Here is a 12,949-nt window from a genome sequence, read left to right on the forward strand (position 1 = left end):
TTCGATGAGCGAAATAAAACTGACTCAATACAGTCACAGTTCGGGTTGCGGCTGCAAAATAGCTCCACAAGTGCTTGAAGAGATATTAAGATCAGATGCCATTTCACCCATACACAATAAGTTAATTGTCGGGAACACTACCAACGACGATGCCGCTGTTTACGACATGGGCAATGGAACGGGACTCATCAGCACCACCGACTTTTTTATGCCAATTGTCGACGACGCGTATGATTTTGGCCGCATTGCTTCAGCCAATGCCCTTAGCGATGTATACGCTATGGGTGGCCATCCGACACTTGCATTGGCTATTTTAGGCTGGCCTGTAAACAAATTACCTGTTGAACTGGCTAAAAAAGTAATTGAAGGGGCCCGTAGTATTTGCTTAGAGGCCGGCATCCCTCTTGCAGGAGGACACAGTATTGATACGCTGGAACCGATGTTCGGATTATCGGCAAATGGTATTGTTGAATTGAAAAATTTAAAACAAAACTCAACAGCAAAAGAAGGTGACCTGATCTATATCACTAAGAAAATCGGTGTGGGCATTCTATCCACAGCAACAAAACGAAATTTATTAAAAGAAGAACACAGGGGAATTGCGGTTGAACAAATGGTTAAACTCAATAAGTTCGGCACTGAACTCGCAAAAATTACCGGAGTTACAGCTATGACTGATGTTACCGGGTTCGGACTTCTGGGACATCTTATTGAAATCGCAGCAGGTTCAGGCTTGTCGGCGGAATTATATTACAGCAAAGTTCCCCTGATCGAAGGACTCGCTCATTATACAACCCAAATGTGCGTACCGGATAATACCTTCAAAAACTGGAACGCTTACGAACAACGAACGGAGGGAATAAGCGCAGAATCGCTACTCACTTTATGTGACCCGCAGACAAACGGGGGATTGCTTTTCACAATTGTGCCCAGCCTTAAAAATGAAGTTGAAGGACTAATGAAAGCGAATGGGCTGGGTGAATTTGCGCAGCCAATTGGCTTGATGAAAAAGAAGGATATAAAAACCATTTCGATAATTTAGCGTCATTCTTTTTTATAGCTTTATTATTTCAATAAAGGATTGATAAAAATATGAAAATCATTGTAGAAGGTATCCGATTATATGCCTACCATGGCTGCATGGACGAAGAAGCCCGCATTGGAGGTAATTACTTAGTTGATGTTACCATCGAAGCCGACCTGAGTGAAGCGGCAAAAACCGACGACCTCTCCAAAACCATTGACTATTGTGAGGTATACGAAATTGTAAAGGCCGAAATGGCCATTCGTTCAAAACTGATCGAGCCGGTTGCGCAGCGAATTATTAATGATCTCAAAAAGAAATTTACCACACTTCAATACGCGGAAGTAAAACTTACAAAGCTCAACCCTCCGATAAACGGAGATGTGGAAAAAGTAAGTGTTATAGTTCATTCCTGATGCCGATAAAAAAGTGCGTTAAATGTTCTCAGGATTTTCATTGTGGTGCCGAAAAAAGGGGCTGCTGGTGTGAACGCTACAATTTATCGTCCTCCACACTCGACAAATTACGACAACAGTATGATAATTGCCTATGCGAATCCTGCATACGAGCCTATGCAATGCAGCAAAATGCGGCAAACAGTGAAGGATTGCCAATTAATTCTTAAATTCGTAGTTCTTAAAAAGGACAGGTGGCCGAGAGGCTAGGCTCAGCTCTGCAAAAGCTGCTACAGCGGTTCGAATCCGCTCCTGTCCTCTAAAACCCTTGAAATTATTCTTTTTCAAGGGTTTTTTCATTTTCGGTAGAGTATGAAAATAAAGTATTTACAATCTTTTTCTAGCAAAACAGTAAACTATTACCTTTTAGATGATTTTTTGCCTAAATTGCTGTATTGAAGCCTTCGATTGTGACACAAATACACATTAACCCTAATTCTCCAATGAATTAATTAAAACCATAAACCATTTGCAAATGAAAAACTACTATCTACTGTTGCTTCTAGTATTATTTGGAAACATTAAAACTAAAGCTCAATATTCCAAACTGTACGACTTTCTTGGTGGTACAAATCTCAAAAACCCATCTAGTTCATTGGTGCTTAATGGAAATGTGCTATATGGGACAACAGATCAGGGTGGAACATATGGCTATGGCGGCATTTTTAAGATCAATACTGACGGAACAGGATTTACCAGTTTACATGACCTTAACCTTTCACTGGGAGCATATCCACGTGGATTAATGCTTTCAGGAAATGTATTATACGGCACATCCCCAAATGATGGTGATAACAGTCAAGGCTGTATTTTCAAGATTAATACAGATGGTACTGGATTTGGCAAATTAGTTGATTTTGATATAGATGTAAATGGTGCTACTCCATATGGAAATTTAATACTTTCCGGGAGTGTATTATACGGAGCAACGTCATACGGCGCTTCATCTTCTTTTGGTAGTATTTTTAAAGTAAACACAGATGGAACTGGATTTACAACAATTTACGATTTCACTAATTCGTCAAATGGAAGTCGACCAATGGGCCCTCTTATACTTTCAGGAAGTGTCTTATATGGGGCAACATTGGAAGGTGGCACGAATGGTTATGGATGCCTTTTCAAAATAAATGTTGATGGAACTGGGTATTCCAAATTGCATGACTTTAATATTACCACTGAATCTAGTCCATCTCCGCTTGTTTTATCTGGTACTGAATTATTTGGATCGGCTGCTGGGGGTAGCCTTGGCGTTGGCTGTATATTCAAAATTAATACTAGTGGTGCTGGATATTCAAAATTATTTGACTTTAGTACAATAACAGGCGCTGATGGCCCAGGTTATCTTACTGTTGCAAATAATTATCTGTATGGATTTGCGAATGGTGGAGTTAACAATAATGGGGTCATTTTCAAAATCAAAACTGATGGCACAGGTTATTCTAAATTGTTTGACTTTAAATGTTCTACGAGTGGCTGCGATCCAATTGGCTCTTTGACTCCTTCATCGAATGGCTTTTATGGCCTTACAATAAATGGTGGTGCAAATGACCTAGGAGTTATTTTTAAATATGCTGCTCCATTATCAATTGAAGATTTTGAAAGAAATGAACCAATGGCTCTTCGAGTCTACCCGAACCCCATAATTACAACTATTGAAAATAGTTTATCACTGAAGTTTCCTGATCTTCAGAAAGAAACTCCGGTGTTAATTGAGTTACGAAATATACTTGGTGAAAAATATTATTCAAAAACAATAATGACTGACACCCAAGGTAGTGGAACTCTTCCGATAGAAGATAGTCAATGCTTTGCGAAAGGCATTTATATGATTAGTGCATTGTATAACAATAAACTACTCAGTAATAAAATAGTTGTAGAATAACCTTAGGATAGGTCCATACATTCTCAACGAAATAACGGTTTTAATTGACCGCATGTTTGACCGAATAGGTATTTCAATTTTTAATCATCACAATTGACGGGAGATTGTATAAGATAGGTGGGGTCTGAGTTGGACTTGAACCCTTTGAATCCTGTTCGGACAACACAATCAAACAAAAAGGGTTGCAATCTGAAGAAGTTCAAATGCTCGCTACGATACACAAACATGCATTCCATCCGGCAACGCTAGGGTAAAACGTCTATTTATTGTTTGTTTATGATGGTAAAATGGGGCAACTTTGCCTCCCTTAATTTATTTACATGTTGCTATCAGAATTTGTACGACTATATCCTTTACGGGCAAAACAATTCGCGTGGTTTTTTGGAGCTGGTACCTCCGTTTCAGCAGGTATGCCGACAGCAAGTGATTTAGTATGGGAATTTAAGAGAAGGATTTATTGTTCTTTAGAAAGATATGATATTTCACTTTTCAATAATTTATCCGATCCCGCAATAAGAAATCAAATCCAATCTTACTTTGATGCTAAGCAAAGTTATCCTAAGAGTAATTCAACAGATGAATATTCCGTCTATTTCGAGGAGGCGTATCCTTCAGCTACCGATAGAAGTACATATTTAATGCAGCAGCTTCAGGGAATGCAAAATAGTTTTGGACATAAAGTTATTGGAGTATTAATGAAAAACGATTTAATAAGACTCATTTTTACTACCAACTTTGATAAAGCATTTGAAAACGCGGCAGTAGGACAATTTAAAACTATGGATAATTTTTTTGTAGCAACGTTAGATAACATCTCCACTGCCGTCCAAAAATATCATTCAGATTTAAGGCCTTACATTACAAAAATACACGGCGATTATTTTTCGGAAAAACTAAAAAATACCAGTACAGAGCTTCAAGAACAAGATAAAAAACTAGTTAATGAGTTAGGGCGGACTCATTCTCCTCTCGAAAGGGTAAACTATTTGCCTTCATTTACTGGATTTGAAAATACATTTAAGACGAAAATTGAATTACTTGCTGAAGGATCATCCGTACAGATCGATGGAAATAAAATTCAAAGCACCTCAAATAAGCCATACATTACCTTAAGCCAAGAACTTGGGAACGCAATACGAAGTATGAGTCAGAGGAAACAGGATTTTGATGTTTTATTTATTTATCTACCCGAAATTTGGAAGGCAGGATTTGAGGATGCTGATACGGGATTCGATCTCCATGATTTTCTTAAAGCAACTACAGCCATAAATAGTATCCCTACTCAAATATTAAGGGAAGGGAGTGTAATAAAATACAGGTGTCGATGTAGTGTAATGTGGAGACTTGGTATTGCACTATATGTGAAAGCGGGCGGTGTTCCTTGGAAATTGGCAGCAATGGATGAAGAGACGGCCTTCTTAGGTTTAAGTTATTCAACACGTTTTAATCAACAAACAAACCAATTTGATTTTACAACATGTTGTAGCCAAGTTTTTGACTCAGATGGAACTGGATTGGAATTCATTGCTTATGATGCGGGGGAACTTGATTTTAGAATTGGTGAAAATCCGTTTTTAACTCGGTCAGAAATGCGTAAGCTTTTGTCGAAGAGCCTAAGTTTATATCAGAAGCGCCACTCTGGAAGATCACCCAAACGGCTTATTGTTCATAAAACAACTCATTTCACAAGAAATGAAATTGATGGAGCGTTTGATGCAATTCCAGGAAATATAAAATTGGAGCTATTACAAATTGTGGAGAATACTAACTGGCGAGGGATAAAATATGTGAACTCCAATGGTAAGCCAGTAGCAGATAATTTTCCAATCGATCGGGGTAGCTACTTGCAAACAGGGTCTCAAGAGGTTATGCTATGGACACAAGGCAATGTTGTATTAAATGGAAAGAACTTTTTTAAAGTCTAACAGTCGAAAACGGAAATTTGTATTTAACTTTTTTAGTTAGCAAACAAGGAAATCAATTCTTCGAAAGAATTTTATTTGAAAATCCTTTTCATCCAACTTCTGACATTAAATTAAATACAGAATTTCCGTATGGAAGGTTTTCATTGAATGACTCTGACGGGAACGTATTTATTTCAAAATGTGCATTTTTCTTGGATAATCATTCTTCTCAATTAGTCCATAAAGAAATTGCCGATTATGAGATTTTATATATCGGTCAGGCAATGCAAGGATCAGATAACCTTCCAGTAAAAAAGCGATTAGACAAGCATCAGACATTCCCGAAAATCCTTTCAGATTACAACCAGAATCATCCTGACAAGGAAATATTTTTATTAATCTCAGCTGTGAAAGAATCTGCATTAATGGATGTAAGAAAACCCTCCTCAACAGAGTCAAAACATTTTTACAATAATGTAAAGAGAGAATTACTTACTAAGGATAAAATAAAAAGAAAATCTACACTTACATTATATGAAGCTGGTTTAATTAACTACTTTAAACCATCCTACAATACCATATATGTTGACAGTATGCCTGCCAAATCATCACCCCTTTTCAATGGTCTAAAAAAAATTAATTTATCAAAATTTACTATAGAATTTGAACCAACATTACCGTTTAAATTATATACTTCTTCGACCGGGAGGATTCAAGGTCATACCAGGGAATATAACTTTCGGGATTTAAGTTAAGTAGCTGATCTATTTTGTATGTTAGATCGAATCAGTTTCCCCTATCCCAAATCCAACATATTCGCGCATGTCAGAAAGAAACATGTTTGAGGTGATATATTCTCTCAAAGAGCTACTGTTTATTAATAGATACTTAACAGGTACCGAATTCGGTCAAATATTTATACGTATGTACAGATGTTTATACGATTTAAATTGAACTGGGGCAAAGCTAAACATTGCGTAGAAAGGTGTAGAAGTGTTTATAGGTGTAATCTCATAGCTCCGCTCCTGTCCTCGGATAAAAGTAAAAGGTCAGCCAGTTCGGCTGACCTTTTGTTTTTTCGGAATGACAATCAAGCTTCGCTTGAATTGGCATGGAGAAAAAAGAAAATCAATCCCGCTTAGGCGGGATTGATTTTTTGCTTTGTGACTCCAGGTAAATAGCGGATCATGAAATAATCCGCTCCTGCACTCAGTTAATCCACAACAATTGCTTAAAATTAGTCTTGATAAATAGGGAGCCCATCATAATCCCCGATTAGGTATCTTTAGAGGAAAGAAATTAAAATATATTATGGAACTTACTTTTAATAGAGGCATTCAGAGCAACCCAGATAAGTTGTCACACACAATTACCTTTTTTCAAAAAAACTTTATGGTGTTAAATTGCACCTTTGATATCGGGTTTGAAAGTGCAGATAGTATTATTTTCTCTGTTAAAGAAAATGGGGACGAAATACTTAGAATAGTACTTAAAGATTGTATGGACCTATATATGCCGGAAAGCAATATGATAAATATAAATAAACTAATTGCCAAACAGAAGAATTCTATTGAAATTACTATAGTAGAACATAGTGATAAACCGTTTGATTTAACGCTAACTTATATTTGACTGTATGTTTGACGGATTTCGGAATGGAACAGAATTCAACTATTTCATATGTATCTTCTTCACAATTCTCTTTATTTCATAATAATCTTTGTTTTTAATGGCTTTGGTCAATATTCTGTTCTCAACTTTATTAAGGGTGATCCTGGTTTCCCCCAGACTCAAAACGCCTAAAATGCCCGGCTTGCCTTTGAAGCCATCCGATAAGAGATCGTACGCTGTTTTTACATTTTCCTTGTTAAATTGTCCACTTTCCATGGCATTTCTGTTCAATCACCTGTTTTACGAGATAATATCTATAAATGTTGCATCTTTTCGACAATTCTCATTTTGGGGGCTACGTATCAACATTTAAACACTATGGATTAGTTCGCTGGTCTACTTTCGATCGGGAAAGAAGCCGGCTATTCGGGTATTTTGATCACTTAAATCCATGCTATTTCACATATCAATACCACAAAACAAAATCACAATACTTTCTGAAAGCCCCTTGTTTGATCTCAATTCCATTCTCAAATTTTTTTAGCTAATTTCGGCTGGAATTGTAATGAATTGAGTTATACCATTCAAATAGCCAAAGGGGAGAGTACAGTTTTTTAATTGGACTCCTGCTGTGTGGCATCGTATTGAGGACGTTTAATAAACACAAATAGGAATGAATATATAATGCGAGCTCCTTTTAACTATCAGCATTTTATAAAATATGTTCAAGTGAAACATCTCTCACTCGTATTATTAATCCTCTGTAAACTCGGGCTATTCGGACAGGCTAACGATAAATACGATAAAATTGTTGACTCACTCAAACGTATAGGGCAAGAGGAAAAATTAATTCCGTATTTTAAGGAGGAAATACGATCAAATCCGAAAAATGAAAAAGCCTTGCGATGGCTCGGGTACCTGCATATTGCCGACAACCAACTTGATATTGGAGAAAAATATTACAACGATGCTTTAGCAGTAAATCCAAAATGTGCCCGCTGTTATATGAATATGGGCCGTATTTACCTGGTAAAAAATGATAATACAAAAGCGCTTGAACTGTTTGACCGATCTATCGCCATTGACCCAAAGGATGCTATACTTTACATAACCCGGGCCAACCTGAAAGAATACCTGGATGACAAACCCGGCGCACTAGCCGACTACAACAAGACCATTGAGCTCGATTCAAAAAATGCCAACTATTTCATTCAACGGGGAAATTTTATCTCGCATCAAAACAACTTTTCAGATGCTATTTCCGACCTGAACAAAGCCGTGGAGCTGGCACCGGATAATTATAATTCTTACTTCCAGCGGGCGAGTGTCTATTTCAGCAACCAAATGCTTCAGGAAGCTCTGGCGGATATTAATACAGCCATTCAACTCGAAAGCAATCTGCATTCTCTCTTTACCGGCCGGGGAGCAATTTACGATGCGCTTAATGAGTACAACAAGTCTATTGAAGATTATTCAAGATCCATTGAGCTGAATCCGAATGATCTTCTTCCATATAAGAACCGGGCCCTAGCCAGGTATAAACTGAATGATCTTGACGGATCATGCCGTGACAACTTTACTGTATTAAAATTAATAAAGGAACTTGATATTAATGATCCTTCACTTATTAAAGAAGTTGAATATGCAGTAAATGATTACTGCGATTCAACGAAACCGGGTTTTTATTTTCAAAGGGGAATGGCGTTTTATGACCGTCAGCAATTTCAAAACGCTGTGGAAATTTATACAAAGGGCCTGAAGAAATTTCCCAAAACCCCAATGGCATTATCTTTCAGGGGAAATTCCCTCCTCGCACTTAAAAACTATAAAAGTGCCCTGGAAAGTTATTACTCCGCTTTAGAAAATAAAGATCAATTATTAGCTGATATTAAGAGTAATCCCAGGTTCGCTGATGCAACACCCGAAAATATTAATATGTACTACAATGGTTCACTGGCCTCTATACAGGTTAGTATTGCTATATGTAAATTCGCATTGGGGCTTTATAATGACGCTTTATCTGAAATTGAAAAGGGAATAACTCTTGCACCGGACGTTAAAGATTTCGGGAAAGAAGATTTTCACAATGTGCACGGCACTACTTTGCTTGCTCTCGAAAAATATCAAAAGGCCCTTTACGATTTTGACAAATGCATTACATTAAATCCCGGCTTTGCCGCGGCTTATGTAAACCGGGCTGTGGCAAAGATTAATCTTACAAATAAGACCAGGATGACATTGGTCAAGGTTAAAACCGATATAAACCCGCGGGCATTTAATGCTGAATGGAGCATCCCGTATAAAGTTACGGTGAACGAATCCGACCCGAATGTACTTTCGGCACTGGCGGATTGTGATAAAGCTATAGAAATGATCCCCGATGAAGGCTACCCGCATTACATGCGGGGACGAATAAAAAAACTGCTTATATATGGCAATTACTGTCAGGATTTCATCAAAGCAAGAGACCTGGGCTACCCGGTAGAAAATGAGTTTTTGAACGACTGCGGGAAGTAATACAACTCCTGCTGCTTATCTTTTTTTATCCCCCAGATTTACTGTAAGTCCGGAAGATGATATAAAACAATCATTGTACTGATATCGGTCATGGATAAGGCAACTGATCCCTCTTACTTTCGGCTATAAATAATTATTGAAAATGAAAAAAGTAATTGTCCTTATAGTATCAGCGCTTTCAACAAGTGTGTGGGCGCAAAATAATGCAGCAGTGATGCATAAACTTATTTTAAATGATAGTTCATCTGCACGTATATTATTCAGCTACCCCGATTCAAGCCGCATAGCAATCTTTAATGCCGCTACTTATCCACAGGGATTTACCCGACTGGAAGAAATTCAAAAGAACACCGCAGCTTCCTTTAAAAAAGCCGTGTCGAAATACAAGCAAAGCAAACAAAAACAACTTTGGGATATTTCACGATTTCCGGGACTATTGCCGATGCTTATCAGCAACAAAGATAAATCAGATACTGAGTTGGGCATATTATTGAAAGTTTACCCGCAGGAAACAAAGAAGACGGCCATTTATTTTGTAAAGAATGAATATCCTGTTCTGGTTGAAATAGAAAATATCCGCCTTGATTTCGAATCGAAGTATAAAATACTGGTCAATGATTTTCCAGCTGATGTTCAGCGTTCATATAACACACTTTTACGTAATCCCGAATTGATCTCCATATTAATATCGGATATTAAAACAACCATTAAATTGGGCGACCTGTATAAGCGCGATCCGACGTTGGTTAAACATATTGCAGACTCAGTTAATACACAGATCGCCAAAGAAAGCGGAGAAGAGTATGAAGAGTGGAAGGCCGGCATCAGCAAAGATTCGACCGTTCAAAAAGAATTAAAGCAGGTATCGGGTCAGTATGCAAAGGATGAAGAAGAGCTGGATGACGTTTACCAAAGCGGGGATCGTAATGTAACCGTAATTTACAATACTCCTCCCTACCCCTATTGGGCCGGATACCCTTATTGGTACGAAACACCATACTGGCATCCTTATCCTTGGTGGTATCATTCGGGCTTTTACTGGAACCCGGGCGGAAGGATTGTATTCTTTGGTATGCCCAGTTATCATTTTGGCTGGTGGTATTATAACCACCCTCATTATTATCAGCGCTATCACCGGGCATCCGATTTTTTTGATCATCATTACCAGGTTCACCCCCGCTCTAACACAGGGTTTAACAGGAGCATCAATGAATGGCAAAGAAGAAGCCCCGCGGGAGGGACAAACAGAACCCCTGAAAGAAGATCCGGCGGCGAGAACAGAAGCGGCGGAAGAAGGCGTTAAAAGCAGTTACATGAACTCCTTACTGCTAACGATTGAAAGACCAGAGGCTGCATTTAATAGCATTCGCAAGATGCGCCTTTGTCAGGTATCTTAAGTCCTCTTCCCAACCAGATCAGACATCCCCGGTAAAAGGCTGACAAAAAAATTTTTCTTGCTTTGATTTTACCGTACTTTAATCTTTATTTTGTTTCAGAGGTTGTTTAAAATTTATCTCTGCATTTTGCTATGGCGCTAAGCAATAAACAATTCGGGCTTATCGACAACTGGCTCCGGAACATAAAAGACGTTTACAGGCTGCACCAGAAAGAACTTGATGAAATCAGCGATGAAAACCAAAAATCAAAAAAACTGGTGGAATTGAATGTTATTGAACAAGTGCTGAACTTATGCAAAACTTCCACTATTCAGAATGCATGGAATGAACGGAATTTTCCTCATATTCACGGATGGGTTTATGATTTAGGAAATGGCATTATTAAAGACCTGGGAGTGTCGGTAAAAAACAATGCCGATATGTCGGTTATATACAGATTCGATCTGTAATAAATCCTTAGTAAGTACGTTACCTCTTTATAAATCATCAAAATTATACCATGGAAAGACCTTCTGTTTTTGAGCGCTTGAACAATTGGGCCAAAAGATCGGTAACACTTAAACTTATTTCAATAGGGGTTCTTATTTTAATTCTACTCATCCCTACTTCTATGCTTACTTCGTTAATCTATGAGCGGCAAAGTTTACGCGATAGTGCAATTGATGAGGTCAGCTCCAAGTGGGGCAATGCTCAAACCTTTGGAGGTCCGGTACTTTCCATTCCCTACACTACAATTATTAAAGATGATAAAGGCCAGTCTGAAACCGTGATCCGTTATGCCCATTTTTTACCTGACCAGATAAAAATTACCGGTACAGTAACCCCTGAAAAACGTTACCGTGGAATATATGTTGTGGTATTGTATTCGACCAAACTGCATGTCACAGGAAAATTCAGTTCCCCCGATATTAAAGCACTGAATATACCGGAAAGCAGCTGCCTGTTCAATGACGCGTCAATATCCCTTGGCATTCCTGATATGAAAGGGATCAATGAAGCCATTACCTTCAGAATGAATGACACTTCTTATTCATTTAATCCCGGGCTACCGACACATGACATCTTTACATCCGGAGCGAGTTTCGGATTCGAACTTCTAAAACAGGGAACGTATGCTTTCGACTTCGATGTTAACCTGAACGGAAGCACTTCACTGAGCTTTCTGCCATTCGGAAAAGAAACAACCGTTTCATTACATTCAAACTGGGACAGCCCAAAGTTTGAAGGCGCGTTTCTGCCCGATACACGGGAAGTAAGCACACAGGGGTTTACAGCTGATTGGAAAGTTCTGCAGCTTAACCGCAATTATCCGCAGCAGGGCTTAGGCTCTTTCATTTCTCCTGTTACAAATGAATATCAAACCCCTTCCGATTATTCTTCGGCCTCATTCGGGGTCAGGCTGTTATTGCCTATTGATGAATACCAAAAGGCCATGCGTTCGGTAAAATATTGTATCATATTCATTATTATAACTTTCCTTACGTTCTTTTTTGTAGAGGTATTAAACAAAAAGCGCATCCACCCGATCCAGTATTTATTAGTAGGTTTCGCTGTCTGTTTATTCTATGTGTTGTTACTTTCCATTTCCGAACATTTGAAATTTGATTCCGCTTATCTAATAGGATGCATAAGCATTCTCGCACTGATCACTTTTTACGCTAAAAATGTCTTCAAAAACAACAAACTTACGGTTATATTCAGCGCTTTGCTCGCTTTGCTTTATGGGTTCTTTTACTCTTTAATGCAACTGGAAGATTATTCCCTTTTACTCGGAAGCTCAGGGTTATTTATAATTCTTGCCACAATCATGTACCTGACCCGTAAGGTTGATTGGTATGGAATAAGTTCGGGATCAGAACCGGAAGGCTAAATAACGTGAGCTATGGATTAGGCAAATCCTAATTTTTTAGCAAAAATCGAGGGCAACTTTTCTAAATACGTGTAAGCAGCTACACCAGCATAAGCGTGAGTTACACAGTTAACTGGGCTTCTATGTCTTGTGTTGTCTATGTCACATAATGTCATTAATAAATCTTTTATTGATTCTATGACACCACGTTTCATTAAAACCAGTCTTTCAAACACGGGCACAAGTTTATTTTTCATGTTGCTTCTGATAGTTGTTACAATTTTCAGCCCTTGCTCATAAAAATACTCGA

General features: G+C 38.2%; 13 protein-coding genes and 1 tRNA gene. 12 read left to right on the plus strand and 2 right to left on the minus strand.

Going from position 1 to position 12,949, the window contains the following annotated elements; translation table 11 throughout:
- Positions 1 to 4 precede the first annotated feature (4 nt).
- The 8 genes from selD to HYU69_08145 all read left to right on the plus strand — a co-directional run bounded on the left by selD (position 5) and on the right by HYU69_08145 (position 6,897).
- A complete protein-coding gene (gene selD, locus HYU69_08110; GenBank protein MBI2270306.1) occupies positions 5 to 1,042 on the plus strand; it encodes a selenide, water dikinase SelD in 1,038 nt (345 codons plus the stop codon).
- 50 nt (positions 1,043 to 1,092) lie between these two features.
- A complete protein-coding gene (folB, locus tag HYU69_08115) occupies positions 1,093 to 1,440 on the plus strand; it encodes a dihydroneopterin aldolase (GenBank protein MBI2270307.1) in 348 nt (115 codons plus the stop codon).
- Complete coding sequence (locus HYU69_08120) at positions 1,440 to 1,649, plus strand: cysteine-rich CWC family protein (protein ID MBI2270308.1); 210 nt, start codon at positions 1,440 to 1,442, stop codon at positions 1,647 to 1,649. The genes folB and HYU69_08120 overlap by 1 nt, the downstream gene beginning before the upstream one ends.
- A gap of 18 nt (positions 1,650 to 1,667) precedes the next feature.
- Positions 1,668 to 1,738: transfer RNA gene (locus HYU69_08125), tRNA-Cys, on the plus strand.
- A gap of 216 nt (positions 1,739 to 1,954) precedes the next feature.
- On the plus strand, positions 1,955 to 3,361 hold the full coding sequence (locus HYU69_08130; protein MBI2270309.1) for a hypothetical protein: 1,407 nt from the start codon (positions 1,955 to 1,957) through the stop codon (positions 3,359 to 3,361).
- 320 nt (positions 3,362 to 3,681) lie between these two features.
- Positions 3,682 to 5,286, plus strand: a complete 1,605-nt coding sequence (locus tag HYU69_08135) for an SIR2 family protein (protein ID MBI2270310.1) — start codon at positions 3,682 to 3,684, stop codon at positions 5,284 to 5,286.
- Between the two features lie 17 nt (positions 5,287 to 5,303).
- On the plus strand, positions 5,304 to 6,020 hold the full coding sequence (locus HYU69_08140) for a hypothetical protein (protein MBI2270311.1): 717 nt from the start codon (positions 5,304 to 5,306) through the stop codon (positions 6,018 to 6,020).
- A 556-nt stretch (positions 6,021 to 6,576) separates the two neighbouring features.
- Positions 6,577 to 6,897, plus strand: coding sequence for a hypothetical protein (locus tag HYU69_08145; protein MBI2270312.1), 321 nt, complete (start codon positions 6,577 to 6,579; stop codon positions 6,895 to 6,897).
- A 39-nt stretch (positions 6,898 to 6,936) separates the two neighbouring features.
- Here HYU69_08145 and HYU69_08150 read toward each other — a convergent pair whose 3' ends face one another.
- Entirely contained in the window at positions 6,937 to 7,152 is a 216-nt protein-coding gene (locus HYU69_08150; protein ID MBI2270313.1) for a hypothetical protein, read from the minus strand.
- Between the two features lie 453 nt (positions 7,153 to 7,605).
- Here HYU69_08150 and HYU69_08155 point away from each other — a divergent pair, with 453 nt between their 5' ends.
- The 4 genes from HYU69_08155 (at position 7,606) to creD (ending at position 12,660) form a co-directional block, all read left to right on the plus strand.
- Positions 7,606 to 9,393: a tetratricopeptide repeat protein gene (locus HYU69_08155; protein ID MBI2270314.1), complete on the plus strand. Its 1,788-nt coding sequence runs from the start codon at positions 7,606 to 7,608 to the stop codon at positions 9,391 to 9,393.
- A 142-nt stretch (positions 9,394 to 9,535) separates the two neighbouring features.
- The gene (locus tag HYU69_08160) at positions 9,536 to 10,696 is read left to right on the plus strand and encodes a hypothetical protein (protein ID MBI2270315.1); all 1,161 of its coding nucleotides are present in this window, start codon (positions 9,536 to 9,538) and stop codon (positions 10,694 to 10,696) included.
- A 225-nt stretch (positions 10,697 to 10,921) separates the two neighbouring features.
- Positions 10,922 to 11,239 carry a hypothetical protein gene (locus HYU69_08165; GenBank protein ID MBI2270316.1) on the plus strand — a complete coding sequence of 106 codons (318 nt, stop codon included), beginning with the start codon at positions 10,922 to 10,924 and terminating at the stop codon, positions 11,237 to 11,239.
- A 50-nt stretch (positions 11,240 to 11,289) separates the two neighbouring features.
- The gene (gene creD, locus HYU69_08170) at positions 11,290 to 12,660 is read left to right on the plus strand and encodes a cell envelope integrity protein CreD (protein ID MBI2270317.1); all 1,371 of its coding nucleotides are present in this window, start codon (positions 11,290 to 11,292) and stop codon (positions 12,658 to 12,660) included.
- A 17-nt stretch (positions 12,661 to 12,677) separates the two neighbouring features.
- Here creD and HYU69_08175 read toward each other — a convergent pair.
- Positions 12,678 to 12,949, minus strand: a 272-nt coding sequence (locus tag HYU69_08175) for an IS982 family transposase (protein MBI2270318.1), incomplete at its 5' end; no start/stop codon positions are given.

Source organism: Bacteroidota bacterium (assembly GCA_016183775.1).
In the GTDB taxonomy this organism is placed as follows: domain Bacteria; phylum Bacteroidota; class Bacteroidia; order JABDFU01; family JABDFU01; genus JABDFU01.

Excerpts from the sequence above, each read along its gene's own strand:
- folB (MBI2270307.1), top strand. The coding sequence starts at position 1,093 with ATGAAAATCATTGTAGAAGGTATCCGATTATATGCCTACCATGGCTGC.
- HYU69_08145 (MBI2270312.1), top strand. The coding sequence starts at position 6,577 with ATGGAACTTACTTTTAATAGAGGCATTCAGAGCAACCCAGATAAGTTG.
- creD (MBI2270317.1), top strand. The coding sequence starts at position 11,290 with ATGGAAAGACCTTCTGTTTTTGAGCGCTTGAACAATTGGGCCAAAAGA.
- HYU69_08165 (MBI2270316.1), top strand. The coding sequence starts at position 10,922 with ATGGCGCTAAGCAATAAACAATTCGGGCTTATCGACAACTGGCTCCGG.
- HYU69_08160 (MBI2270315.1), top strand. The coding sequence starts at position 9,536 with ATGAAAAAAGTAATTGTCCTTATAGTATCAGCGCTTTCAACAAGTGTG.
- HYU69_08120 (MBI2270308.1), top strand. The coding sequence starts at position 1,440 with ATGCCGATAAAAAAGTGCGTTAAATGTTCTCAGGATTTTCATTGTGGT.
- selD (MBI2270306.1), top strand. The coding sequence starts at position 5 with ATGAGCGAAATAAAACTGACTCAATACAGTCACAGTTCGGGTTGCGGC.
- HYU69_08130 (MBI2270309.1), top strand. The coding sequence starts at position 1,955 with ATGAAAAACTACTATCTACTGTTGCTTCTAGTATTATTTGGAAACATT.
- HYU69_08150 (MBI2270313.1), bottom strand. The coding sequence starts at position 7,152 with ATGGAAAGTGGACAATTTAACAAGGAAAATGTAAAAACAGCGTACGAT.
- HYU69_08135 (MBI2270310.1), top strand. The coding sequence starts at position 3,682 with ATGTTGCTATCAGAATTTGTACGACTATATCCTTTACGGGCAAAACAA.